This is a genomic window from Archangium sp. Cb G35 (assembly GCF_001896145.1).
Lineage (GTDB): Bacteria > Myxococcota > Myxococcia > Myxococcales > Myxococcaceae > Archangium > Archangium violaceum.
The window spans coordinates 485289-510873 of the sequence record NZ_MPOI01000006.1 but is presented as its reverse complement, the minus strand read 5'-3'; the positions used below and the strand labels follow the sequence as shown (position 1 = coordinate 510873).

The window sequence follows — 25585 nt, the reverse complement described above, 5'->3', positions numbered from 1 at the left end:
CTCGACGTTATCACCCGTGTATTTCGATGGAGGCGGTCCGATCCGAACTGGACACCCGCTGCTCCCGGCGGGACATGACTTCATGGACCCCCAGCTCCGTGCCGCAGCCGGGGAGATTCCTCGTTCCCAACCCCTGGCACTCGAAGCCCGCCTCCACCCGGGGGAGGAGATGCGCGCCGATGAGGAGCTGATCCTTCCCGGCCAGCAGGGCCAGGCGGGCCGCGGTATTCACCGGCTCTCCGAGCACCGTGTAGTCCAGCCGGCCCAGGCCCGCGGCGCCGATGCTGCCGCAGAGCAGCTCGCCCGAGTCCAGGCCGATGCACAGGCCATGGGCATACGGAGAGGAGTCCCCGGAGCGGAAGGCCATGGTCCGCAGCTGCTGCCGGGCCGCCAGACAGGCCTCCAGGGCCCGGCCCAGGTGTCCCTGGCCCCGGAACACCGCCATCACCGAGTCCCCGACGAACTTGTCCACCACGCCGCCCCGCGAGAGCAGCTCCGGGACGATGACCTCGAAGTTGGCGTTCAACCGGCGCACGGCCGCCTCGGGCTGCTCCCGGTGCACCACCGGCGTGAAGTCCTCGAGGTCCAGGAAGGCCACCGTGGCCTCCACCCGCTCCCCCTCCACCATGTCCGGGCCGCGCATCAGCGGGGTCGCCCGCTCGAGGATGCCGCCATGCACGAACATCCGCAGCAGCTGGTTCTCCTCCGCCGAGCGCACCATCTGGCGGAACTCCTTCACGTGCCTCAGCGCCTTGGCGAGGGTGGCCTCCAAATCCTGGAAGTCGATGGGCTTGACGAGGAAGTCGAAGGCCCCGCGGTTCATGGCCACGCGGATGTTGCTCATGTCGCTGTAGGCGGAGACCATGATGACCTTGACGAGCGGATTCACCTCGCCCACCCGGGCCAGGAAGGTGAGCCCGTCCATCCTCGGCATGTTGATGTCGGACAGCACGACATCCGTATCCGGGTGCTGGCGCAGCTTCTCCAGCGCGTCCTCGCCATCGCTGGCGAAGATGAACTCGTAGACCTTGTCCCGGATGAACTTGCGGAAGCGCTGCCGCATCAGCAGCTCCACGTCCGGCTCGTCATCGATGACCAGGATCTTCGAGGCACGCGAGGGGCGGCTGGCCTCCACCAGCGAGGCGAAGGCCGCGGCCAGCTCCCGCGCGGACTGGAAGCGGAGCGTGGGGTCCGCGTCGAGGGCGCGCGAGAAGAAGGCATCCACCCCCTGGCCCAGCTCGGGCACCAGCGTGGACGGCGGCTCGGCGAACGTGAGGGCCTCGCCGCGGCCCAGCGCCCCGAGCGCATCCGCGGAGAAGGGGAACCGGCCGGTGAGGGACCGGTAGGCCACCACGCCCAGCGACCAGACATCCGTGCGGTGATCCACCCCGGCCTCGCCCCGCATCTGCTCGGGGCTCATGTAGCGCGGGGTGCCCATCACCCGGCCGGGCTGCTCGGAGAGGGCCGCGCCGCCGGCATTCAGCCGCGCCAGTCCGAAGTCGAGCACCTTCACCACCTCGGCGCTGTCGAGGCGGGCCAGGAAGAGATTGGCCGGTTTGAGATCCCTGTGGATGACGCCGCAGGCATGCGCGGAGGCCAGCGCCCGGGCGATCTGGTTGAGCAGCGAGCACACCACGACGGGCGCCAGCCGGCCCTGCCGCTCCAGGCATGTCTCGAGGTCCTCGCCCTCGAGCAACTCCATCACGATGTAGGGCGTGTCCCCGTCGACGCCGTAGTCGTGGATCTGCACCACATGCGGGTTGCGCAGCTGGGCAACCGCCTTGGCCTCCTGCTCGAACTGGTGGCGAGCGGAGGCGGAAGCGATGCGCTCGGGCGCCATCAATTTGAGGGCTACCCGCCGCTGCAGCTGGGAGTCGAGCGCCACCCAGATGGCACCCATGCCACCACCCGCGACCCTGCGCTCCAAGACATACCTGCCGCCGATCCTGCGTCCCGACATATCCTCGATCCACCTGGGGGACTGACCGGGATGGCCAATCCCGGCGGGAGCGACGGAGGACTCCGCCCTCCCCGTCCTTCACCTGGACGCATCATCGCACAAGGACCGGGGAAGCGTCGTGCGGCCTGTGGTGCACGCCTGCCATACCGGACCCGTTTCAAATGGCGTAAATCCCTTACGCGGATGAACGAGCCTGGACAGAGAGCGGGCAGGACGCCGCTCGGCCCTGGCCCGGCCGCACGGCTCCATGCAAGATGACTTCCTGGTGAACAGGTTCCACCAGGAAAGCAGCGAGCCATGTCCTATTCAGAGCTCCTCTCCCAGGTTCCCCTCTTCGCGTCGCTCGGGTCCGACGACCTGGAGCGCCTCTCCACCAGCCTGCAACCGCGGCGCTACGCCCGGGGGGAGATCATCTTCCACCAGGGAGACGTGGGGACGGACCTCTACATCATCCGCAAGGGCGAGGTGACCATCCGCCTCAGCTCGGCCGATGGCCGGGAGGTCTCCCTGGCCCTGCTCCAACGGGGAGATGCCTTTGGAGAGCTGGCGCTGCTGGATGAAGCGCCCCGCTCGACGGACGCGGTGGCGCGCGAGGAGACGGCGCTGCTGGCATTGAATCGCAAGGACTTCCAGAAATTCCTGGAAGAGCGCCCCCAGGTGGTGCCGGCCCTGCTGGCCGAGCTGAGCCGTCTGGTGCGGCGCGTCACGCAGACGGTCCACGACGCCAGCTTCCTGGATGCACGCGCCCGGCTGGCGCGCGTGCTGTTGGACCTGGCGCAAAGACAGGGAGAGTCCGGGGACGAGGGGGTGGCCATCACCCCCCGGCTCACCCAGACGGAGCTGGCCAACCTGGCCGGGCTCACCCGGGAGAGCACCAACCGGTGGCTGCGCTTCTATGCCCGCGAGGGACTGCTGTCCTACGAGGAAGGGCGCATCACCCTGTTGGAGCCCGACAACCTGCGGCTGAACGTGGAGTGAGTCAGCGCACGTAGACCTGGCGCAGCACGGAGATCATCGCGGCCACGTCCGCCGCGGCGGCCAGCTCGCGGATGGAGTGCATGGACATCATGGGGTTGCCCACGTCCACGGTGCGGATGCCCAGCTCGCCAGCGGAGATGGGGCCGATGGTGCTGCCGCACCCCAGGTCCGTGCGGGTGATGAAGTTCTGCGGCGTCACGCCCGCCTCGCGGCAGCAGAGGGCGAACCAGGCCCAGGTCTCTCCGTCGGTGGCGTAGGACTGGTTGACGTTGGACTTGATGACGGGGCCGCCACCCAGCACGGGCGCGTGTTTGGGCTCGTGCATGGACGCGTAGTTGGGGTGCAGCGCGTGCGCCATGTCCGCGGACACCAGGAAGGAGCGCTGGATGGCCCGGTGCAGCGAGTCCCCCCTCCCGTCCGAGTGCGCCAGGGTGATGCGCTCGAGCAGGTCCTTCAGGAAGGGAGAGGCGGCGCCCTGGGCACTGACGCTGCCGCACTCCTCGTGGTCGTACAGGACGACACCGCAGGTGGCCTCGCGGGGCCCGCTCATGGCGAGCAGCGCGGACAGGCCGGCGTGGCTGCTGGCCAGGTTGTCCAGGCGCGGCGCGTGGAGGAACTCGCCATAGGCGCCGGAGCGGGTGGCGGGCTGCAGATCATAGAGGCACAGATCGAAACCGAGGATGTCCGCCGGCTCCACCTGGGTGCCGCCGCGGGCCAGCTCCGCGGAGAGCATGGCCTTGAGGTCCACCGGGCCCGAGCGCTCCAGGGCGAGCACCGGCACCAGGTGCTCCTGGGCGTTGAGCTTGAGGCCGTCGGAGTTGACGGTGCGGTTGAGGTGGATGGCGAGGTTGGGGATGCGCAGCAGGGGGCGGCGGAAGTCCACCAGGTGGTGCGCGAGGCGGCCGTCCTTCGCGCTCACCACGCGGCCGGCGATCGACAGGTCGCGGTCCAGCCAGGTGCTGAAAAGGACGCCGCCGTACACCTCCACGCCCAGCTGGTGGAAGCCGGAGCGCTGCACGAGGGCATTGGGCTTGAGGCGCAGGTTGGGCGAGTCGGTATGGGCGCCCACCAGGCGGAAGCCGGCGCGGTCCACCGGCACGGTGCCGAGGTGGAAGGCGGCGATGCTGGTGTCGCCACGGGTGACGTACACCTTGTCCCCGGCCTTGAGGTCCCAGGGCTCGCGCTCGTCGAGGGCGCGGTACCCCTGGGCGGTCAGGCGGCGGATGCTCTCGCGCACCGCGTGGTAGGGCGTGGGCGAGGCGTCGATGAAGGCCAGCAGGTCATTGGCGGCGGCGTCGGTATCGGAGGGAGTCATCCCCTCCAGGCTAGCGCCGCCGCCGGGCCCCGCCACAGGAAAGGCGAGGCCCTGCCGGGTAGCGGTTAGTTGGAGCCCGCCGAGCCGGGCACGGTGGCCCGCTGGCTGCCCGCGGGTTCCGAGCCCTGGTACACGGCCGGGAGCGAGGCGGACACCGCGCCCACGTAGTAGAAGCCGTGGAAGCCATGGCGGTTCTTGCCGCCGAAGAGCTGCACGAAGTAGCGGTCACCATTGTCCTCGCCCTTGGTGCGCGTCACCCCGCAGTCCAGCTGCTCCTGCCGGGTCATGGCGCAGATCCACGCCGTGCCACTGTTGTAGGCGATGTCCAGGGAGTAGACGTTGGAGAGCTGATCCGCCAGGCGCAGGCCCATGGGGCGGTAGTTCGGATCCCCGGGCAGGCCCTTCACCTGGCGCGGGTGGATGTTGGCGCTCAACACCAGCAGCGCCCGCTTCCCGGACTTGCTGGCCGCGTCCCGCACCGTCGACGCCATGGCCTCCTCGCGCGCGTCCCCCCGCAGCGCCGGGTGATCGAAGGCGAAGACCTTCACGTCCAGCCCCTGGCTGCGCAACTTGCGCAGGGCCTCGATGAGGTAGACCACGCCCTCGCTGTTGCGGCCATCCGGATAGGGGCTGCGCCAGAAGGGGCTCTCCATCAGCTTCGCCCAGTCGTGCTCGGTGCCCGCGCTGGCCACGAAGTTCTCCAGCCGCTCCTGGTTCATGGCCGGAATCTCCAGGCCCACCGTCACGGGGATGCCCTGGGTGGCCACCTGGCAGGCGCTCTGCGCGAGGAAGTGCGGCACCTGCTGCGTGCCGTGCAGCTCGCCCATCAGCACCACGTTGCCGGCCCGCGCCAGCTTGCCCAGACCCAGGACGGGCACGCCGCACTCGATGTTGGCTTCCTTCGTCACCACCACGTCGGGGCTCTCGACGGACTTCTTGGCTTGCTGCTGGAGCGCCGGGGAGATGCTCTTGAACACCTTCCACTCCAGCACCATGTCGCGCGCGGTCTGCTGGGACTGGCCGAGGACGGCGTTGTCGCCATTGACGGTCTGCATCGCCATCTGCCGCGCCACATCGCTGCCCACGGCCATCGGGTTGGACTCGGAGCGCGAGTCGACGCCCCACACCAGATCGGCGCCCGGGGTCTGCAAGGCCTTGTTCGCGCTGCGCGACTCCCGGGTGATGATCAGCTTGCAGCGGTTGGAACCCTCGGGCTTCGCGATGACCATGTAGCGGTGCCAGTAGGCGGCGACCTGCGAGCTCATGAACTCCTCGCGCCACTCCGTCTCCAGCTGGGCCCCACCCTGAGCCTCACGGAAGACGAACCCCCGAGACGCGAAGTAGGTGCGGACCTGCGGCCACACCTCGTCGAGCGGATACTCGTAGATGGCGTCTTCCTCGGGGGCGAAATCCACGAAGCGCCCGGAACACCCCGCCAGCGCGGCCAGCAACAACAGACAACCGAAGGCCATCGTTCTCATTCAGTACTTCCTCCTGGGTTCTCTCTCACTTCGAATCGATGGCCCGCGCACTGCCCGAACGCACCGCGGGAGGCGAGGCCGAGACCGCGCCCACGTAGAAGACACCGTGGAAGCCGGCCTCGCTCGGCTGGTCGAAGAATGAAACGAAGTACCGGTCCCCGTTGTCCTGCCCCTTCGTGGACCGCTCCCCACACTCGAGCGTCTCCCCCACGGAGCAGATCCACGCGGTCCCACTGTCGAAGGCCACGTCCAGCGACACCAGCGAGGGCACGCTGCGGGCGAGCATGTAGCCCATGGGACGGTAGCCCAGGTCCCACGGCAGGCCGGGCCGGGTGCGCGGGTGGACGTTGCCGGTGGAAATGAGGAAGAAGCGCTCCGGGCCAGCCTCCACCTGGGACAGGACGGTCCGGGCCATGGCGGCCTCACGGACCTCGCCCTGCAGCTCCGGGTGATCGAAGACGAAAACCTCCACGTCCAGGCCCTGGGCGCGCAACCAGCGCAGCTGCTCCAGGAGCTGGGCCACCGCCTCGCTGCTGCGGCCGTCCGGGTAGGGGCTGCGCCAGAAGGGACTCTCCATCAGCAGGGCCCGGTCATGCTCGGTGCCCGCGCTGGCGATGAATCGCCGCACGCGCTCCTGGTTCTCCACCGGCATCTCCAGGCCCACCGTCACGGGAATACCTCGTGAGGCCGCCTGGCAGGTGCTCAGCGCCACGAAGCGGGGCACCTCGCGCGTGCCGTGCAGCTCGCCCAGCAGCATCACCTGGCCCTTCGCCACCTTCCCGGTCAGGCCGATGATGGCCATGCCACACTCGAGTGAGACGTCGTTGCCCGGCTCCTGCTTCGTCGCCGCCAGCGCGCGCCCCTCCTGGCCCTGCTTGCGCGCGTCCAGCCCCGGGGCGATGCGCTCCTTCATCACCCACTCCATGCCGAAATCCCGCGCGCCCCGCAGCAACTCGCCCGACGCCCCCACCGAGTCCGTGGACAGCACGACGCCCGCCACGGACTGCTGGGGCACGAAGCGCAGCCGGGGCTCGTCGCCGGGCGTGCGCACGTCGAACTCCTCCAGGCGGAGCGCTCCCCCCGGCAGGCCTTCATGGGAGGGGTCCGGAAGCCGACTCACCTCCCACTCCGGCTGCTTCACGTCGTAGACGGGGGCCCCTTCCGGGCTGCGGCTGGAGCGGATGATCCACACCCGGCTGCGCGCCGGACCCTCCCGCTTGCCAATCAGCGTGTAGCGGTGCCAGTAGCCCGCCACCGTCGAGCCGGGGAACTCCTCGCGCCACTCCGTCTGCAGCACGAAGTTGGCCGCGTCCTCCCGGTAGTGGAACCCGCCGTCCCGCACCCAGGCCTGCGCGGCGGGCCAGACCTCCTCCAAGGGGTGCTCGTAGACAGCCTCCTCCTGATGCTCCAAGCGGAGGATGCCCTGCCGCGAGGCGCACCCCATCAGCCCCCCCACCAGGAGAACCGAGATGAAGATGGCCGCTCGCATCCATAACCTCCCATCGGGCGTGAGGGCCCGCAGACGTCTAAACGATTGCGTCGCGCGGACATACTGCCTGGATTCGAGCGGATTTTCGCGGGACCTATCCTACCTGCCCCTACCCCGCCCCGATTCCTCCAGCAGCCGGCGGGCGTTGTAGACCTCGCGCAGCCCCTCGAGGAGGCCTTCGCTGTGGACGGACACGGTGCGATTGGAGGCCTCGTCGAAGCCGAAATCCCCGCCCATGGAGCACTCCTTCTCCAACCGGGCGATCTCCGCCCGCTGCGCGTCGCGGAAGGCCGCGCTCTCCTTGCCCTGGGTGGCCTTCGTCAACACGCTGGTGACGTCGGTGATCCTCAGCAGCTTGTTGATCTCCAATGTAAGATAAATAAACGAAAGCTCCACCGTCCTCGGTTTAGAGGGTGCTGAACCGAAGTGCGTACTCGGTCGCGATACGGGAACGTCATGCCTTCGAAGTGCCAGCCAGTACTACCGTCCTGGCGCCACACTTTCAGATTGAAAGTGCCGCTCTGGCCTTGGTGGGGGCCGCTGCTCACCCTGGCCCTGCTGACCAGCGGCTGTGCGTCGCTGACGCTATCGCCCGGACACCGGAGTCTGGGCTACACACCGCACGCGGCGGCCACGTCTACCTCCCTGGCCTCCGCTCCAGAGCCCGAGGTGCCGCAACGGCTGCACCGCCGCCAAGATCCCCGTGAGGCCATGACGGGGACGGGTCCTGGCAGCGAGGCGGGAACCGCTGAGGTGGCGCAGCCCCGTAACGCCACGAAGCCCGCGCGGCAGAACGCCCTGGCGGCCCACCTGGCGTTCGTCCGGGCCTTGGGCGACGTGTCCACCTCCACCCGCCGCATCTCCGGCGAGCTCTCCAGACTTCAGGCCAGCAGGCGCGGCATCGCGGGCCCCTACCCCGAGCTGTTCGTTCCATTCGTGGAATACGGCGTCCAGCAACTGCGATGGATGGACACCGACCTCGCCGCTGCCACCCGGCTGTCCATCACTGCCTCAGAGATGGAGGAGCCGGACATGCAGCTGGCCCTCTTGCGCCTCGGCGGCCCCCGGCTCCAGTCCGCCATGATGGGCTCCATCCTGCTCGCCGTCTGGCTCGACTTCCTTACCCTCGCCGACGTGGTGCTCGCGCAGTGCCCTTCCTACAGCGTGGAGCAGCTGTTCGTGCAGCTGGAGCGCTTACGCGCGATGCTCGGACCCGCCATGACGGCGCTCGCCTCCCAGGAGCCAGGACAGGCCGAGGCCGCAGCAGCCGACCTCCCCGCACTCATCGGCCATCTCACCGGCGAGTTCGCCGCGACCCGTGAGCGCGTGCTCAAATCGGGGCAGAACCTCCAGAAGATATTGCTGGTGAAGGAGCTCCTCGAATCATTGGCCATGGGCTCGGCGATGAAGATGGCCCTGCCCCGGATGTTGGGGCCAGCCACTTCCGCCACGCTTGGCGTGGGGCTCGTGATGGGCTCCAACGGCGTGATGATGGGGACGCGGCTGGTGGTGTCCGCCGAGTGGGTGGAGATGATGCGCCAGTTGGTGCGCGCGGGCGTCCTCTCCGTGCCCGCCGTCAGCGCCGCGGTGCGGATTCAGGCCGGCCACGTGATGATGGCCGAGGCGTACGGCGACCTGCCCAGGGGCGTGCGCGACGCGCTGGGCGACGGTCCCGAGGTGCGGGGCATGCGGGTGACAGGCAAAGCGGGCGCCGGCATGGCCGAGCCTCCGCAGCACCACGTCCTGCCGCGAGAGTTCCGCGAGTGGTTCGAGAAGCGCGGCTTCACCGGTGAAATGAGCATCGACCAGTTCTGCGTCAGAATGGAGCGGGCAAACCACGAGGCCATTCCTGGCGGTGGCAACTGGCGCCTTGGCCGCATGTGGGCCGGCGAATGGAACCAGATGATCATGCGCGTGTTGCGTGGAGCAGAGCTGGCGACCGGCCGGATGTTGACGCGAAACGAGATCCTGAACATCGTCGCGGCGAGCATGAAGGAGTACAAAGTCCCGATGAACTTCACTCCCTGGAGAGGGCGATGAAGGAAGATCGTTCCTGGCAAGGTAATTGGAAGGCGCGCCTGTATGAGCGGATCCGCGAGCGCGGGTACACTTCACTCACGGCCTTCGCGGAGGCGCGTCCCACCGCCCCCCTGGTTGCGTTGGCCGAGGAGCTTGGCGCGAACGATATCGCCGCAGTGCAGGTGCTGAGCGGATTGCTCGCTGAGGCGGAGCGGAGCAAGCAGGTCACGCGTTTCGAGCGCGATGTGCTTGTTCGCATGTTGTCCGAGAGTCTCCCTGACGGCTGGCCGGCTGTCCTGGACGATCAAGCCCGTTTCGCCGTTGGAAAGGCACTCGGCCGCTGGATTGGCTACACACCCGAAGCCCATCAGGAGCGCTCCGAGCGGGTCATCGCAGCGCTCTTCGCCGCATCGCCACCGCCCGGCTGGCGCCCACTTGGCCCTGACGACGAGCTGCTGCGCACGCTCCTGCCCGACGAGGAAGTCTGAACCTCCTTCCCTCGTCGAGCCGAAACCTCGGTCAAGCGGGGACGAAGCGCACGACGAGCACCGCCGGGAGCCTGCCGGTCCCGAACATGGGGGGCTCGGGAACACTCCGCCCGCTCGTGCGTTCCCGTCTCACCCAACGAGGGGGAGAACATGAAAATCATCGCGCGGTGGAGTGTGCTCGTCCTGCTGCTCATGGCCGCCACGCGGGCGGATGCGGCGGACACGGCCTTGTCCCAGGAGGCCGAGGCGAACATCACCCGGCTCGTCGAGGAGGAGCTCCGGGAGACCCGGGCCCCGGGCGCGGCGGTCGCCATCGTCCGGGATGGAGAGCTGGTCTACCTGCGCGCGTTCGGTGTGCGCGGCATCGAGGAGCGCACGCCCGTCACACCGGACACGCTCTTCCGCCTGGGCTCCACCACGAAGATGATGACGGCGCTCACGCTGCTCGATGCCGCCGCGAAGGGACGGGTGAACCTGGATGCACCGGTCCGCACCTACGTGAAGAACCTGCACCCGGCCCTGGGCGGGGTGACCCCGAGGCAACTGCTGACCCATACGGCTGGCCTGCGCGAGGCCTCGCCCTCGGTGCAGTCGAAGGACGACACGGCCCTCGGCGAGATGGTGCGCGGATGGAAGGGGGACTACCTGTTCGCGCCTCCGGGAGACGTCTTCTCGTACACCGGCCCGGGGTATTGGCTCGCGGGGCTGGTCCTGGAGCGCGTGTACGGCAAGCCTTATGCCGAGGTCATGCGCGAGCAGTTCTTCCAGCCGCTGGGCATGGAGCGCGGCACCTTCAGGCCCACCGAGGCCCTCACCTACGACTTTTCCCAGGGCCACGAGGCCGCCGGGGACGCGCTGAAGATCGTCCGGCCCATGGCCGAGAACACCGCCATGTACCCGGCGGGCTCGGCGTTCTCGTCCGCCCGCGAGCTGGCCCGTTTCGCGACCCTCCTGCTGAACGGGGGCCTCGACGGCGAGCGCCGGGTGCTCGCGGAGAAGACGGTGCGCGACTTCTTCACGGGACAGGTGCCCCTGCCAGGCACGGACGTGGCGCGTTACGGCTTCGGCCTGGTGACGATGCGCATGGGGGGAACGGTGCTCTTCGAACACGGCGGTGTGCGCCGGGGATATGGCTCTCACATCCGCTTCCTTCCGGAGCGCCGGGGCGCGGTCATCACCCTGACCAACGCGAATGGCGTCACCCTCCGCCGCTCCCTGGACCGCATCACCCAGACGGTGTTCGGCCTTCCGGACGAGCCGCCCCGGAACGAGCAGGCCGAGCCCCTCACCGCCGCCGGGGCGGAGCGCTACACCGGCACCTACGTGCACGCGGACCTCGCGAAGTTCACGGTGACGTGGGACGGCAAGCGGCTCGTCCTGAAGACGGACAAGGAGTACCCCCTCGAGCGCACGGGCCCGGACACCTTCCGGACGGAGGACCAGCAGGAGCTCGCGTTCGTCGTCAAGCCGGGCCAGCCGCGAGCGAAGTACCTCCACATGGATCTGCTGAGCGCGATCCGCTCCGGCAGATGAGCTCACACGGAGGGCTCGTGGATTCACCGGGCGGGCTGGACGATGATGGGGCACAGCCCCTCGGAGACTCCCGTTGTCCGCCCTGCCCTCCCTCTCCCCCGCGCCAACCCCCACCACCTCCGAGCCCACCCAGACGCCCGAGCAACTGAGCGGCGCCCGCCGGTCCCTGGTGCTCTTCGTCGTCCAGGGAATCCCCCTGCTCGGCTTCTGCGCGGGCGTGTGGCTCTTCCTGCGCGAGGGGATCAGCGGCTGGGACCTCGGCCTGCTGGTGGGGATGTACCTGCTCACCATGGTGGGCATCGAAGTGGGCTTCCACCGCTACTTCGCGCACCGCACCTTCGAGACGACACGCCCCCTGCGCGCCCTCTTCCTCATCCTCGGCTCGATGGCGGGACAGGGCTCGGCCCTGCTGTGGAGCGCCGTGCACCGCACGCACCACGCCCATACCGACCAGCCGGGAGATCCCCACTCGCCGTTGCTCCGCGGCTTCTTCTGGGCCCAGTTCCTCTGGTACCTCGAGATGCCCGCCATCGGCCGCTTCGGCCGCCTCCTGGACCGCTACCGCGCCTCACCCGCGGACATCCTGGCCTCGCGAGAGGATGACCAGGCCCACCGCATCGCGCGCACCCTCCCCGACCTGCTGCGCGACGAGCCACTCGTGCGCCTCAACCAGCGCTATGGCACCTGGATGCTGCTCGGCTTCGTGCTGCCCACCCTCGCGGGAGGCCTCGTCACCGGGACGTGGGCCGGTGCGCTGCGCGGGCTCGTCTGGGGAGGCCTCGTCCGCTACTACCTCGTCCAGCAAGTGACCTTCGCCATCAACTCGGTGGGCCACACGGTGGGAGTCCACTCGATGAACAGCCGTGACACCAGCCGCAACAACGTGGTGATGGCGCTGCTGACGCTCGGCTCCGGCTGGCACAACAACCACCACGCCTTTCCCGGCTCGGCCCGCGTCGACTTCCGGTGGTGGCAGGTGGACCTGGGCGGTCTGCTCCTCCGCCTGCTCGCACGGCTCGGGCTCGTCTGGGACCTGCGCGAGCCCTCTCCGGACGCCCTCCTGGCCGCCCGGATCGACCGCTGAACGACAGAAGCCTTCTACTCCGGGCCCACTGGCCGTCTGACACCCGGCGCCCCACCTTGCTCCTCCGCCACCGACGGAGGAGCAACGGATGGACTGGCGCTCCCTCACCCTCTCCTGTGCCGTCTCCGTCCTCCTGGCATGTGGTGGGCACGGGCCCGAGCCGTCCGCGCTCTCCTGGGAGACGGTGCCTCCCTCGGATCCGCGCATCCAATACACGGGGTGGGTGGACATCTCCGGGGACTCCGCCGTGTTCTCCTACCCGGGCGTCTCCATCAAGGTCCGCTTCTGGGGCGATGCCCTCGAGTTGTTGCTGAACGAGCAGGGCCCCGCGGACACGGCGAGGCCCAATTACTACCAGGTCACCCTCGACGGCGGGGCGCCGGTGAAGCTCGCGGTCCGCGCGAGCCAGACGGTGTATGAGATTGCCCGCGGTCTTCCCCTGGGCGAGCACACCGTCGAGCTCACCAAGCTGACGGAGAGCGATGTCGGCCGGAGCGAGCTGCGGGGCTTCCGGGTCCGCGGCCAGCTCCTGGAACCCCTGGCCCGGCCCGGCACGAGGCTCGAGTTCATCGGAGACTCCATCACCTGCGGCTACGGCAACGAGGTCTCCCTCCCGGAGTCCAGCAACCCGGGGACGGGGTTCCACTCCATCAACCAGAACGTCACGAAGGCCTACGGCTGGCTCACCGCGCGCAACCTGGGCGCCGAGGCGGTGGTGGTCTGCAACTCGGGCCGGGGCATCTACCGCAACAACACGGGCGATACGGTGAACACGGTGCCACGCATCTACGGCCGTGTCTTCCCCAACCAGGACGAGCCGCGCTGGGACTTCACGCGCGCGCCACCGGACATCGTGGTGCTCAACCTGGGGACGAATGACTTCCATCCGGGAAAGCCGGACGCCGCCCTCTTCCAGGCCTCCTACACGGACTTCGTCACCCGGCTCCGGGGTCAGTACCCCCGGGCGCGGATCATCTGCGCCGTGGGCCCCATGCTGAGCGACGGGTACCCGGCGGGACAGTTCCACTGGAGCACCCTCCAGGAACAGGTGTCCTCCGTGGTGAAGGGGTTCAACGACCGGGGCGACCCCCGCGTGCACTACCTCGCCTTCACTCCGCAGACCGCGCCCTATGGCGAGGACTGGCACCCGTCCGCCGCCACCCACCAGGACATGGCTACCCGGCTGACGGAGTTCATCCGCGCCCTGCGGTGACACGCCGCCCCTCCAATCCCTGACGGCATTGCGCGGGATTCGCGCCTCGAGCCATGCGTCCCCGGGAGGCGTTGTGAAGAATTACAGCCTCATGGATTGACATCCATTGCGACGCCTGTCTGCTCAGCGAGCAGGCATCGCCGCACTGTGTTGAGTACAAAATAAATTTGATGGATGCTCATTTCGCTCGGACGGCTGCCCCACCGCCGCAGTCGAGCAGGAGTTCCCGAGCCACGATCCATCCCACGCCTCTCCGGGCGCCGGGGCGATGAGCCTCGTCTGGCGCGACGGGAAGGCCGCGTCCCGAAGTCTGTCCTTTCTTCCTGCCGCTGTCTGTCTTCCATTCACCGAGAGAATCCATCCGTGAAGAAACTGCTCGTGTTGGCTGAAACCCTGCTCATCATCGCTGGCGTTGGTTGTGGCGCACCCGGCACCGGAGCTGAACCCGAGACCCTCACGACAGCGGACGGCGGACTGGCGGTGCAGAACTGCACGGCTCTCACGGCGGCGTCGGTGATTGCCTCCGGCAATGACGGCAACGTGCCGGGCAATACGATGGATGATCGGCTCGACACGCGCTGGAGCAACCTCGGCAAGGGTTCGTGGATCGACTACGACCTGGGCGCCGAGAAGGCCATCTCGGGAGCGGCCATCGCGTGGCACTCAGGAAACCTGCGCGCCAACAACTTCAGCCTGATGGTGTCCTCGGACGGGATGAACTACACGCAGGTCTACAGCGGCACGAGCAGCGGCACGACGGCGGAGGCGGAGACGTACACCTTCGCCACGCGTACCGCGCGCCGCCTGCGCATCTACGTCAATGGCAACACCTCGAACGACTGGGCCAGCATCGCCGAAGCCCGCGCGTGCGCGGCGCCCACCGCCTCCACCGTGGTGTGGCGCGGCGACTTCGAGACGGGAGACCACAGCCAGTGGACCCGAGCGCAGATGGTCAGCTCGGACCGGCTGCAGGTGGTGTCCTCGCCGGTGCGGCAGGGCAGCTATGCCCTCAAGGCGACCGTGCGCCAGGGCGATGATCCCATCAACTCCAGCGGCAACCGCAACGAGCTGGTGCGGATGACGCGCGAGCCGGTGGGCTCGGAGTACTACTACCGCTTCAACACGATGTTCGCCTCGGACTTCCCGAGCGTGAAGACGTGGCAGCTCTTCGCCCAGTGGCACCACGAGGGCAGCAGCGGTTCGCCGCCGGTGGAGTTCTACGTGTATGGCGAGGAGATGCGCCTGAACATCGGCGGGGACCCCGGCGTCATCGTGTGGAAGGCGCCGCTGGTGCGTGGGCAGTGGCAGGACTTCATCCTGCACGTGAAGTGGTCGCCCGACGCCACCGTGGGCTTCGTCGAGCTGTACCACAACGGCAAGCTCGTCCTGCCCAAGCGCAACATCGCCACCCAGTACGCCGGGATGCTGAACTACCTGAAGGTGGGCCTGTACCGCAGTGACACCGTCACGCAGACGGGCGTCGTCTACCACGACGGGTGGACCATGGCTCGCACCCTCGCGGACGTGCTCTGAGCCACCGGGCGTTGGACCCGCAGCTCGACGTAGAGGAGAGCCAGGTCCCCTATTCCAGTCGTACCTTCAGGCGCTCCTCAGCGGCACTGGGCCGCTTCAAGAGGGCAGCGAGCAGGCGCTCCTCGATGCCCTCCTTTTCCCAGACCGCCGCCCGCTCAAGTCCCACACAGTCCCGAGGCTCGGCATCCCGCTCATTGCCAGCGGTGTCGAAGATGGTGCAGCGGCGGAAATCTCCCAGGTCCTGCATGAACTGGACGACAGGCTGGGTCAAGTGCTCCTCGAGCACCCTCTCCCCAATGAAATCCCACGCATCGAGAGCCAGGTGGCGGACAGCAATCCTGAAGAGAATGGGTTTTGACGCAATCCTGTCCAGATCGGAATCCGGACTTGGGGTTCTATAATCGTAGAAGGCCGCATACGGCGATTCGAGCAGCCTGCCATAACCGATGGAGCCGTCAGCGAGGCGCATCCTGACGAATGCTCCTGGGGTGTGCTTCTTCCTGCCCATCTCTCAATCTCCGGTGTAGGGGTGGAGTTGACCCCATTGCTTCGTGGCTGCGTCATGGAACAGCCTGCCCAATGGATTGTCCTTCGCCACGCCGCGCTGGATGTTCTCGGTACGATACGGTTCTCGAGTATCGGACTGGGCACCTCCAAAGGAGTCCATCAACTGCTGCTCTCTTCCACGGATCCGCCAATAGGCAATATCACTGTATCTATCCGCGTATTCGACCGCTGTCCCGACATCGAACTTGTCAAGCAGTGCTTCCTGGAACGAGGGACCGATTGGTTCATCGTTCTCGTCAATGTGATGGTTCAAATCTCGCGCGTTGACAGCTGCCACGGCCTGAGGGCGAAGAGGTTTGCGTAGATCAACCACCATACTGGTGCGCCCTGAGTAGTAGAGGCCGGTTTTCACGTTGAACTTCGTGTAGGTCGCGTAGAGGCGACCCCGGTTCCCTCGGACCCTGCCCTTGTCGACTTCTACCACCGGTCCTGGAGCGGGAGGTGCATGGGCCTCGGAAGTCGGCTTGACCGCAAGCGGAGACCCAGCCATTCCCGGATGCTCTGTGGCCCTTGGCGCGTAGCAACCTTGGAACCATCCCTGAACGTCGCCGAAGTGAGTGCCGTAGAATGTGTCCGCGATGTCGAGCGGAGTCGGCCGCCCATCCAGTGCGGCCTTGACGGTCAAACAGACCAGGACAACGCTGCCCCCCACCGCCAGCACCGCGCCGCCACGCACGAGGGCACCTCCCGTCGCGGCGGGGCCTACATCCGCTGCGACTGCGGCCCCCCGTGGCACAAGCTGGAGTACGGCGCGTGGAATGCCATTGCCCAAGCCTTCGCCAACAACTCCCTGGAGCAGCGGTGACGGGGGCGGTGCGCTCGGCGCCACGGGCAGAGCTGACTTGAGCGTATCCTGGCAGTCGCCAGGACGAAGGCCTCGTGTCGTGCCGCCACACCCCACCAGATACATGAAAAGCAGCAAAGCGACCCAGCCAGGCATGCGGCATGCCTTGGGGCGGGCGCGCATGGGCGGCTTGGGAGAAGCCGCACCGGGGAGGTGTCTTCTGTCAGGGCGTCGGTGGGCGAGCCGGAGGAGACCGGACTCTTTCATGGTGGAAGTTCCTGGGGGACAGCATATGCGCTCCCGGCCCCGTGAATGAACCGGCGAGAACGTCCCACCCCGGGACAGAGCCCCTCCGCCAGATGGGGTTGGAGGGAAGACCTGGCTGAAGGCTACGGTGGCCCCGCCGAGTATGGGTATGTCCCTTCCGGTTGCTGGTCCTCGCACCTCCCTTGGAGCCTTCCCCATGAAGACACCCCTTCCCGTCCTCCTCCCAGCGCTGCTGCTCGCGTTCGCCCCAGCCGCGCTGGCCCAGCCCTCGTACAACGAGGTGCGCCAGAAATCGTCGCACAACTCCTACCAACGCGACGAGGCCCTGCTGGATCAACTCGTGTACCACCGCGTCCGCTCGCTCGAGCTCGACATCCACAATGGCAAGAGCGGCTGGTCCAAGGTGACGGGCAACTGGTTCGTCTACCATACGGACGTCGTCGACAACGGCACCACGTGCCACCGGCTCTCCGACTGCCTGGACGAGCTGCGCGCCTTCCACCTCGCCAATCCCAACCATGAGGTGGTGACGCTCTGGGTGGACCTCAAGGACAACTTCGAGTCCGGCCGCATGCCCCAGGACCTGGACAACCGCATCACCGCGCACCTGCCCGCGTCCTGGCTCTTCAAGCCCTCGGACGTGATGGCGGCATGCCCGGGCGCCACCAGCCTTCAAGCAGCGGTGACGGGAGCCTGTGGCTGGCCCTCCACCTCGGACCTCAAGGGCCGCTTCATCATCGCCCTCACCGGCGGAGACGTGTCCTCGTCCACCAGCAAGCTCAACACCTACGTGTCCAACGGCTCCACGGCCACCAGCCGCGTCGCCTTCATCGCGCCCAACCTCACCAGCACGCCGGCGATCGGCTCGAGGAGCTACGCGGTGTTCTTCAACCTGGAGAACGCCAACGCCTCCCTCGCCTCCAGCGTGTACCCGGCGGGTTTCATCAGCCGGGTGTGGGGCGTGAATGACTCGTCGTCGTGGAGCCGGGCGGTGTCGGTGAGCGCGAACCACATCGCCACGGACAAGGTGAGCTACCACCAGGACGGGTGGGCGGTGACTCACAATGGCCTCGGGTGGCCCTTCGGGTGCATCGGCTCCTGGCCGTGCGGCGGCTACTCGGAGGCCGTGGATGTCATCGGCGCCGAGGTGAACTCCGGAGACATCTGGGGAAGCAGCGACAGCTTCCTGTTCGCCTCCGAGTACAACGGCGCGGTGACGACGACCACCTGGACCGCGGCGGTGAACACGCCCAACAGCCACGTGGACGAGTGGGCCAAGGGGTGCCTCATGGCTCGCGAGAGCACCGCGGCCAATGCGCGCTACTTCGCGGTGTGCCGCCCGGCGGACAGCCAGAAGCCCCGCCTCCAGTACCGCACGAGCACGGGGGGCTCCACGTCCTCGGCCGAGGTGGACATCGTCGCGGCGGACACCGTGGACCAGGAGAGCGTCACCTTCCTGCGACTCACGGTGCAGTACGACGGGGCGCAGACGTGCGCGTGGGGGTACGGTTCGCAGAACGGCTCGACGTGGAAGCTGATCGGCAGCAGATGCTTCTCCGGCCTGCTGGGCCACCAGGGACTGGCGGCCAGCTCGCATGGCAGCGGCCCGGTGAAACTGCTCTTCGGCAACGTGAAGCGGGGCTCGACGCTCTACCGCCAGGCCTCCTTCCCCTCCAAGGTGGCCGTGGGCAGCGGCGTGAGCGGCTGGCGGCTCTTCGACGGGGTGTTCTGAGCACGATAGGATGCCCCCATGCGGAGGATGCCGGAACGGGTGAAGGACATGTGGCACCGGGCTCGCGAGCGCTGGTGGGTGCGGCAGGTGATGGACCTCGCACTGGTGGGGCTCGTCTTCGTGGCGGTGATGGCCTGGCAGACCCGCCGTCTCCCCACGGGCTCTCCCGCTCCGGACTTCACCCTGCGCACGCTCTCCGGCGGCCAGGTGCGCCTGGCCGAGCTCCAGGGCAAGCCCGTGGTGCTCGCCTTCTGGGCTCCCTGGTGCGGAGTCTGCAAGGCCGAGTCCTCCACCCTCTCCGCACTCCAGGGCATGGTGGGCAACTCCGCGCACGTGCTGTCCGTCGCGGTGGCCTACGAGGACGAGGAGGACGTGCGCCGCTTCGCCCGTGAGCACTCGGTGGACTACCCCGTGCTGCTGGGAAGCGAGGAGCTCCGGCGGGCCTACGGCGTCGAGCAGTTCCCCACCACCTTCTTCGTCAACCCCGAGGGCCAGCTCGAGCGGGCGGCCGTCGGCTACACCACCCGCCTCGGACTGCTCTGGCGGATGTGGCTGTAGCCGCGCCTGCTCCGCTCACGTCAGGCGATCCACCAGGTACCAGATCAGCGCCGTTCCCAGGCAGCAGGGGACGAGCATGCTGCCCGTGTCCGAGGAGAACACCAGCGAGCCTTCTCCCGTGGGCAGCAGCAGGGAGAGGACGCCCACCAGCCACGTGAGGACGAGGCCGAACACGCGCCGCACGGGCCGCTCGGGCGGGGGCAGGCGCTGGAGGAGTTCCTCCCGGAAGCCGTCGTCGGTGGGGCCGGTGGGCAGTTGCCGCTGGAGCAGCGTGTCGAGCCAGGCCTCGTCATCGCGGACGTTCATGGGACCTCCTCCAATTGCCGGCGCAGCTTCTCCTTCGCGCGCGCGACATGGGTCTTGAGCGTCCCCACGGGGCAGTCGAGGACGACCGCCGCCTCCTCGTGGGTCAACTCGTTGGCGTAGGTGAGCACGAGCGCGGCCCGCTCGCGGGGCTTGAGCAGGGCGAGCGCCTTCTCCAGATCGTGGCGCTCCAGGACCAGGTCCGGCAGGGCCAGCCCGGCGTTCCCGGCCTCCAGGAGCGGAGGCTCCGGCAGGGCATCACGGCTGCCCCGGTCCCTGCTGAAGAAGACATTGCAGGCGATGCGGTAGAGCCAGGAGGAGAACTTCGCCCCGCCCCGGTATCCGCGCAGCCCCCGGTAGGCGCGCAGGAAGGTCTCCTGCGCCAGATCATCCGCCTGCGCCAGGTCTCCCCCCGTCAGCCGGCGCAGCAGCCCACGCACCGCGGACTGGTGCCGCGCCACCAGCTCGCCAAAGGCGCGCCGGTCGTCACGCACGAGCACCCGGGTGATGAGCTCGGCGTCGGTGGGGGCTTCAGGGAGGGAGGCCATGGAGGGAGAGGACTAGTGCTGGGGCTCCGGCGCGAGCGCGGCCGCCACTGCACCCCGTCCCTGCTGCAAACGCCAGACAATCATGTGTCCCACGCCGATGAGCAGCAGCGTCACCCCCGCGCCCCAGGCCCCCTCCGAGTGCGGCAGGGCACCCAGGAAGATGGTCAGCCCCACCCCCGTGGTGGACAGGATGATGCCCCGGCGCAGATCCGAGGGCTTGCGGCGCGGAACCGGCGCGAGCATCCCCTGGGGAATCTCCGCCCCCTTCTCCACCATCAGCCGCACCGTCTCGTGGAGCTGGCGCGCCTTGCGATAGCTGGCCACCAGGAACGCCAGGAAGGCCGTGAGCATGCAGCCGAAGAAGGACATGCTGACGATGGCGGGGGTGGGATCGAAGTCGTTCTGCCCCCGCCGCGCCTCACGCATCTGGAGGAGCTCATAGAGCTGCTGGTTGGAGAGCCGCCCATCCGGGTCGAGCCGCTTCGCGTCCGCCTCGAGCTGCTGGATGTCGGACTCCAGCTGCTGCCGCTCGGCATCGAGCTCGCTCTGGCGGGCCTCCAGCTCCTTGCGCTGGGCCTCCAGCTCCGGAGGCAGCGCGGCCTTCACGGAGGGGGCCGCGGGAGGCGCGGGCGGGGAAGCAGGGGTCTCGGGCACGGGGGCGGACATGGCCCGCCCTCCCGCGAGGGTGGCCAGGAGGCACACCGTGAGCAACGAGGTCTTCATGAGGGAATCCTTCCGTCGGTTTGACGGACGCTAGGACTCCCGGACCCGATTTCTTGGATTCACCCCCATGTTTTTTTCCGGGTGCCGGCCTGTGGCATGGTGCGTCACCGATATGAGAACGCGCGACCGCCTGCTCCTGCTGATGCTGGGAACCGTCTGGCTCGGGCTTCCGGGCTGCTCCTCCACCCCCACGGACCCTCCCGAGGAGGGTCCTCGCTACGACGGAGGCCCGGTCTCGTGGCACCGGGACGTGCTGCCCATCGTCCAGGAGCGCTGCCAGGGCTGCCATACCCAGAACGGGGTCGCCCCCTTCGCGCTGGAGACGTACGGCGAGGCCTCCAGGATGCACGCGGTGCTGGCCGATTCGGTGCGGACGCGCCGGATGCCTCCCTGGATGCCCGCCGAGGGCCCCCACCGTTTCCGCGACTCGCGGCGGCTCACGCAGGGCGAGGTGGACATCCTCTCGGCCTGGTCCGAGCAGGGCGCACCCGAGGGCGACCCCCAGGACGCGCCCGCTCCCCGAGAGCCCGCGCCGCCCCTGGCCTGGACCGACCTGACGATCGGACCCGAGGAGCCCTACCTGCCCAAGGACACGGCCTCGGACGACTACCACTGCTTCCTGTTGGATCCCCACCTCACGCAGCGAAGGGATTTGATCGGCTTCGAGGTGATGCCGGGGGCGAAGCAGCAGGTGCACCACGTGCTCCTCTTCGCCGCGCCCCGCCAGGCGGCGCTCGACCGTGATGCACGCGAGGCGGAGCCGGGCTGGACGTGCTTCGGGGACTCGGGCATCGGGGGTGCTTCGCTGCTCGGCGCCTGGGCTCCGGGCTCGCCGCCCACGCGCTACCCGGAAGGCACGGGCGTGCGCGTGGCCGCGGACGCGGTCTTCGTCATGCAGGTCCACTACAACATCTCCCAGCGGCAGGCCGGCACCGTCACCGCGATGCATGGCGAGGCCACACCGGACCTCACGCGCATGGCGTTGCAGTTCGCGCGCGAGCCCGTGTCCAAGCTCGCCTCGCTCTACCCGCTGGTGGATGCGGAGTTCTCCATTCCCCCGGGAGCCACCGGGTACACCCACCACACCGAGCAGTACGTGCCCGCGGGCACCCTCTGGGGCGTGCTGCCGCACATGCACACCAAGGGCAGGCGCATCCAGGTGGAGCAGAGCGGCGAGCACCTCGTCGAGATTCCCGCGTGGGACTTCCACTGGCAGCAGATGTACTTCTACAAGCAGCCGGTGCGTGTGCCGCTCTTCGGCCAGATGAAGCTCACCTGCGCCTGGGACAACCCCACGTCCCGCACCGTGACCTGGGGCGAAGGCACCGATGACGAGATGTGTCTGGCCTACCTGTACATGACGGAGTGACGCGCTCGCGCGAGCACGGCGAGGGACACCGATGAGGCGGCAAGGAACAAGAAGGGGAGCAATGGGGCGGGCGGCGCTCGTGGGCGCACTGCTCTGCACCGGCCTGCCGGAAGCCCGGGCCGAGGAGCCGGACGCGGGAACTCCAGCGGCGAACACCGCCCAGCGGCGCGGCATCCTCACGCTGCGGGCTTCCTGGCGGACGGGCGTTCCGGACTACATGGGCGGCTCGCTGACGGTGAACGCCATTCCGCTGGTGGACGTGGAGCTGGGCGTCACGCTCGTCAATCCCCTCATCAGCTCCCTGTATCTCCGGGCGGGCCCCCGTTGGAGCCTGTACGAGGGCCGGAACGACGCGGGACGGGGACTGTCGCTGAGGATGTCGGCGCTCGCGGGTGCTCGCGGCACCACCACCTACGTGGTGAGCCAGGGAGGCCATGGCGGGCAGTGGGGGCTCAACGCCGTGGCGACGCTCGAGGGCACGTACTGGATGGCACGCTACTTCGGTGTCAGCGCGCAGTTCGTCGCCGGAGGCACCACCTACTTTCCCCTGCGGAGGCCCGTGCAGGTGTTTCTGGGCCCGCTGACGCCCGATGCCCGCTTCTCCCTGGGCCTGTCCTTCTGAGGTGAGCATGTCCACGGAAGGCGGAGCCGGTCTCCCCAGCACGAAGACACGAGTCCTCTCCTGGTGTGTGCTCGCCGTGGCGAAGACGGTGGGGGTGGCCGCCAGGGGCCTCGCTCCCGTGCTCCAGCCCATCCTCCGCCGGATTCCCCCCGACCCGGCTATCGAGCGGACCTGGAAGAACGCGGAGCACCTCATCGCGGCCTGCCGCGCCTTCCAGGCGAAGCACGGCCAGCTCCCGGATTCACTGGAGCAGCTCGTCCCCGGGTTCCTCCCGGCGCTGCCCCCGGCCCGGTATGAGCTGCCCGTCTTCGGCTGGGATTACTCCGTGAGCGCCGACTCGAAGCTGCACGTGCTGAGCTGGACGTTCCGGGCCCCCTTCGGGCGTCACGTCTACGTCTTCGAGGAAGACCGGTGGCACGTCGTGGATTGAGCGTCAGCTCTTCCTACATGAAGATCCCCGGTGCCGTCTCCAGGGCCGCGCGCAGTTCCTCGACGGTCGTGTCCATCTTCTCGGCCATGGTGGGCGCGTGCCACGTTTCCGCGACTGTGCCCTCGGGATTCTTCGCAAGTCCTTCAAAGAGGATCCCGACCTGGCCGGGCCACTCACGGCGGCACAGCTCTGCCGCGTGCCCGCGAGGGTCCATGATGGTGAAACACGGCCAGCGCGGAAGGCGAATCGTGGTCATGTCGCAGTTGAAGAAGCGGCAGCCATTGAGACGGGCCTCCGAGAAGTCGCAGTCCTCAATGCCTCCGAGCATCCGCCGCTCGTCCCCGTCCGCGCGGAAACCGAAGTCGTTTCCGCCGAAGCGGCCCTTGAACCTGCACCCCTTCAACTTCATAGACGCCCAGGGCAGCGTTTTCAGCTCGCCCTTTGCGTGAATGGTACAGTCGATCAGGTTCCCCGACACCAGATGAAGCCACCGCGCCGAAATGCTGAAAATCAGCGTACAGCCCCGAAGCGTGACGTTCGGCCCGAGCCAGTAAATGGCCGTCTTGTCCGTCAACTCCAGCCGCTCGCCCTCGATCTCTCGATTCTCGTAGTGGATGTTAGGAGTCACGCGGCCCTCAGAAGAAGATCATGCGGAAGAAGGTGCTCGCCATCCTTCGCCCGTGCAGGGCGAAGTTTGACTCCGTACCAGAGAGGATCTCGTAGTGGTAGCTCTGGCCCCCTGGTCCGGTGACGTCCACGCCCCTCTGGTTCCAGGATAGGTGCGGGAAACGGTTCGCCACCTGTCTCTCCACCCATCGCCCCCTCGCCTGTCGCTCGAGAAGATTCGCGCGGTACTCCTTACCCGCCTTTCGCATCTTTTCGATGGCGACCCCCTCCTCCCGTGTGAGTTCGGCCTGGGACCACCTGGCCGCCTCCTCCCGCACGGCCGCCTGCAGTTCGTCGCCGAGGCGGTCCTCCGCCGGAATGTCCCTGTAGCTCTTGCCTCGCGGGAGGTGCCACCGCTCGCCGTTGCTGAAGATGACCTGCTTGTTGCCACCGCGGTGCTGGATGGCCACCGTGCCCGAGTGCCCTCCACCAGCTCCCGAGCTGCCGCACCTCGCCAGGACGTTGATGGCGACAGGCGCCTGAGGGGACGTGAGGACAACGAGGGCGCGGCTTTGCTCCACCACCACCTCCACCGCGGCGGCCTCCTCCATCGCCACCGCCACCGAGCCCTCCATGCCCTGGGCGGCCCACTGCGCCTGCACCTGGTTGAACCTGGGCAGTGAGCGCAGGTGCGTTGCTACCTCGCCGAGCGTCCGCCCGGTGAGGGTGGCCACCGCGAGAATGAGGGCCCGGGCCGCATCCGTCCCGATGCGCTTACCGAAGGCCTCGCCGGCGTCGCGCAGCTCCTCGAACGTGGTGGCCTCATGGGCCCGGTGCGCCATGCTGGCCCACCCGTCCATGAGGCCCCACATGGCGTCCACGCCCAGCCAAGCCAGCAGCATCACCGAGAGCGCGGCCGCAACCGCTTTCGTGCTCAGCTCCGGTAGCAGCCAGAGCGCCAGGTACAGGCCCGCGGCCCACACCAGGGAGGAGAGCAGCGCCTGCGGGCTGAGCTCGCGCCCGAGGGCCGCTCGCGTCTCGTCGAGCACTCCGCCGAAGGCGAGGGCAAGCGCCAGCGTGCGCCTGTCGTCGGTACGCAGGTAGGGCCCGTCCGTGAAGAGGCCCAGGCAGTCACCTCCGCCGCGTGGCTGACACCACCGGAGGTACTTCTCCTTGAGCGCCGCCTCGGCCTCGGGGACGAGCGAGCCCTTGTCGGTAAGGGGCACCAGCGTGAGGACCTTGTCCCGGTACACCTCGGCGAGCAGCTCCTCCTCGGGCATCGCCTGGAGCAGGCCCTGGGCGACCTCCTGGGGCGTCCCCCGCACCTGATGGTGCTGGAGGAGTTGCGCCACCGCGCGCTGGTATTCCTCCCGCGTGACGGCCACCACCCGCGTCCTGCCGTGCGCCTCCACCTCGGCCGCATACACAACAAGCACCGGATGCAGCTCCCTCGGCGCCGCTCGCGCCTCGCGCTCAGCGGCCTCGTTTCCTGCCCGGCCGTCCCCGGCCCCCCTACTTGCCGCCGGGCCCTGCGTCACGCACGCCACGTGCAGACACAGAACAATGAGCCAGAGGGCGCCTCCCGGCGCCCAGGGTGGCGGGCCTCGCCGCCGAGCCTCGAACTGCGTACCGCCGCCCTCCCCCGCCCCAGGACTCCGGAGATCCTTCTTCATGGCGCTGCCCTTTCCCCCAGGAGAAACAGCACTGGAGGATAGGATGCGGGACGGCCAACCATACAGGGGAGGGTGGGCCCGCACAGGCCCGGAGTCTCAGCAACCTCGTCCGTGCGTCACCAACCCCTCCCCCACATCGACACCATGGGCTGTGGTCTTCCGCAAATCGCCGCGTGTACACGCGGCCGAGAGGAAGGAGCGGCCAGCGCGAGTGCACTGGGCAGGGCTGCTACGAAGGACCTTCGTGTTGGATGTGTTCGCCTGCGTGAGATGTGGAGCACGTCCAGCGCGACCCTGGAGGCGCTGCCAG

At 68.3% G+C, this 25585-nt stretch carries 24 protein-coding genes; 12 read left to right on the top strand and 12 right to left on the bottom strand.

Annotation, left to right across the window (positions count from 1 at the left end):
• Window positions 1-10: 10 nt before the first annotated feature.
• Window positions 11-1960, bottom strand: coding sequence for a protein kinase (locus BO221_RS20915; protein WP_073562231.1), 1950 nt, complete (start codon window positions 1958-1960; stop codon window positions 11-13).
• 297 nt (window positions 1961-2257) lie between these two features.
• Here BO221_RS20915 and BO221_RS20910 point away from each other — a divergent pair, with 297 nt between their 5' ends.
• Window positions 2258-2938, top strand: a complete 681-nt coding sequence (locus BO221_RS20910; RefSeq protein ID WP_073562230.1) for a Crp/Fnr family transcriptional regulator — start codon at window positions 2258-2260, stop codon at window positions 2936-2938.
• A 1-nt stretch (window position 2939) separates the two neighbouring features.
• Here the strand turns inward: BO221_RS20910 and BO221_RS20905 are convergent, their stop codons facing one another.
• From BO221_RS20905 to BO221_RS56265, 4 genes are all read right to left on the bottom strand, one after another.
• Window positions 2940-4253, bottom strand: coding sequence for a M18 family aminopeptidase (locus BO221_RS20905; protein WP_073562229.1), 1314 nt, complete (start codon window positions 4251-4253; stop codon window positions 2940-2942).
• Between the two features lie 65 nt (window positions 4254-4318).
• Window positions 4319-5734, bottom strand: a complete 1416-nt coding sequence (locus tag BO221_RS20900; RefSeq protein ID WP_073562228.1) for a hypothetical protein — start codon at window positions 5732-5734, stop codon at window positions 4319-4321.
• 25 nt (window positions 5735-5759) lie between these two features.
• Window positions 5760-7223: a hypothetical protein gene (locus BO221_RS20895; protein WP_073562227.1), complete on the bottom strand. Its 1464-nt coding sequence runs from the start codon at window positions 7221-7223 to the stop codon at window positions 5760-5762.
• 99 nt (window positions 7224-7322) lie between these two features.
• Window positions 7323-7592, bottom strand: coding sequence for a S46 family peptidase (locus tag BO221_RS56265; protein ID WP_073562226.1), 270 nt, complete (start codon window positions 7590-7592; stop codon window positions 7323-7325).
• A 144-nt stretch (window positions 7593-7736) separates the two neighbouring features.
• Here BO221_RS56265 and BO221_RS20885 point away from each other — a divergent pair, with 144 nt between their 5' ends.
• The 6 genes from BO221_RS20885 to BO221_RS20860 all read left to right on the top strand — a co-directional run bounded on the left by BO221_RS20885 (window position 7737) and on the right by BO221_RS20860 (window position 15093).
• Complete coding sequence (locus BO221_RS20885) at window positions 7737-9263, top strand: DUF2380 domain-containing protein (protein ID WP_233166180.1); 1527 nt, start codon at window positions 7737-7739, stop codon at window positions 9261-9263.
• The gene (locus BO221_RS20880; protein ID WP_073562224.1) at window positions 9260-9730 is read left to right on the top strand and encodes an NUDIX hydrolase; all 471 of its coding nucleotides are present in this window, start codon (window positions 9260-9262) and stop codon (window positions 9728-9730) included. Before BO221_RS20885 ends, BO221_RS20880 begins: the two co-directional genes overlap by 4 nt.
• Window positions 9731-9880: 150 nt before the next feature.
• Window positions 9881-11263, top strand: coding sequence for a serine hydrolase (locus tag BO221_RS20875; protein ID WP_073562223.1), 1383 nt, complete (start codon window positions 9881-9883; stop codon window positions 11261-11263).
• A gap of 73 nt (window positions 11264-11336) precedes the next feature.
• Window positions 11337-12347, top strand: a complete 1011-nt coding sequence (locus BO221_RS20870) for a fatty acid desaturase (protein WP_073562222.1) — start codon at window positions 11337-11339, stop codon at window positions 12345-12347.
• Between the two features lie 88 nt (window positions 12348-12435).
• Window positions 12436-13560, top strand: coding sequence for an SGNH/GDSL hydrolase family protein (locus BO221_RS20865; protein WP_073562221.1), 1125 nt, complete (start codon window positions 12436-12438; stop codon window positions 13558-13560).
• A 363-nt stretch (window positions 13561-13923) separates the two neighbouring features.
• Window positions 13924-15093 (top strand): heparin lyase I family protein, encoded by a 1170-nt coding sequence (locus BO221_RS20860; protein WP_073562220.1) that lies wholly within the window; start codon window positions 13924-13926, stop codon window positions 15091-15093.
• A gap of 49 nt (window positions 15094-15142) precedes the next feature.
• Here the strand turns inward: BO221_RS20860 and BO221_RS20855 are convergent, their stop codons facing one another.
• Window positions 15143-15601: an Imm26 family immunity protein gene (locus BO221_RS20855; RefSeq protein ID WP_073562219.1), complete on the bottom strand. Its 459-nt coding sequence runs from the start codon at window positions 15599-15601 to the stop codon at window positions 15143-15145.
• Between the two features lie 3 nt (window positions 15602-15604).
• Window positions 15605-16336, bottom strand: coding sequence for a hypothetical protein (locus tag BO221_RS53870; protein ID WP_143195580.1), 732 nt, complete (start codon window positions 16334-16336; stop codon window positions 15605-15607).
• A gap of 571 nt (window positions 16337-16907) precedes the next feature.
• On the opposite strand from BO221_RS53870, the gene BO221_RS20840 reads away from it, so the two are divergent.
• Window positions 16908-18443, top strand: a complete 1536-nt coding sequence (locus BO221_RS20840; RefSeq protein ID WP_073562216.1) for a Ca2+-dependent phosphoinositide-specific phospholipase C — start codon at window positions 16908-16910, stop codon at window positions 18441-18443.
• A gap of 27 nt (window positions 18444-18470) precedes the next feature.
• Window positions 18471-19001 carry a peroxiredoxin gene (locus BO221_RS20835; RefSeq protein WP_233166192.1) on the top strand — a complete coding sequence of 177 codons (531 nt, stop codon included), beginning with the start codon at window positions 18471-18473 and terminating at the stop codon, window positions 18999-19001.
• 15 nt (window positions 19002-19016) lie between these two features.
• Here the strand turns inward: BO221_RS20835 and BO221_RS20830 are convergent, their stop codons facing one another.
• Genes BO221_RS20830 through BO221_RS20820 form a run of 3 tightly spaced genes read right to left on the bottom strand, consistent with a single transcriptional unit; the run spans window position 19017 to window position 20575 of the window.
• Entirely contained in the window at window positions 19017-19307 is a 291-nt protein-coding gene (locus BO221_RS20830) for a hypothetical protein (protein WP_073562214.1), read from the bottom strand.
• A complete protein-coding gene (locus BO221_RS20825) occupies window positions 19304-19852 on the bottom strand; it encodes an RNA polymerase sigma factor (protein ID WP_073562213.1) in 549 nt (182 codons plus the stop codon). Before BO221_RS20825 ends, BO221_RS20830 begins: the two co-directional genes overlap by 4 nt.
• A gap of 12 nt (window positions 19853-19864) precedes the next feature.
• Window positions 19865-20575 carry a DUF6249 domain-containing protein gene (locus BO221_RS20820; protein ID WP_073562212.1) on the bottom strand — a complete coding sequence of 237 codons (711 nt, stop codon included), beginning with the start codon at window positions 20573-20575 and terminating at the stop codon, window positions 19865-19867.
• A gap of 112 nt (window positions 20576-20687) precedes the next feature.
• On the opposite strand from BO221_RS20820, the gene BO221_RS20815 reads away from it, so the two are divergent.
• From BO221_RS20815 to BO221_RS20805, 3 genes are all read left to right on the top strand, one after another.
• On the top strand, window positions 20688-21944 hold the full coding sequence (locus tag BO221_RS20815) for a hypothetical protein (RefSeq protein ID WP_073562211.1): 1257 nt from the start codon (window positions 20688-20690) through the stop codon (window positions 21942-21944).
• Window positions 21945-22005: 61 nt separating this feature from the next.
• Window positions 22006-22566: a hypothetical protein gene (locus BO221_RS20810; protein WP_073562210.1), complete on the top strand. Its 561-nt coding sequence runs from the start codon at window positions 22006-22008 to the stop codon at window positions 22564-22566.
• A 7-nt stretch (window positions 22567-22573) separates the two neighbouring features.
• Entirely contained in the window at window positions 22574-22996 is a 423-nt protein-coding gene (locus BO221_RS20805) for a hypothetical protein (RefSeq protein ID WP_233166179.1), read from the top strand.
• 13 nt (window positions 22997-23009) lie between these two features.
• On the opposite strand, the gene BO221_RS20800 is transcribed toward BO221_RS20805, so the two are convergent.
• On the bottom strand, window positions 23010-23624 hold the full coding sequence (locus BO221_RS20800; protein WP_073562209.1) for a hypothetical protein: 615 nt from the start codon (window positions 23622-23624) through the stop codon (window positions 23010-23012).
• Window positions 23625-23631: 7 nt separating this feature from the next.
• Window positions 23632-25275 carry a hypothetical protein gene (locus BO221_RS20795; RefSeq protein WP_233166178.1) on the bottom strand — a complete coding sequence of 548 codons (1644 nt, stop codon included), beginning with the start codon at window positions 25273-25275 and terminating at the stop codon, window positions 23632-23634.
• Window positions 25276-25585 lie beyond the last annotated feature (310 nt).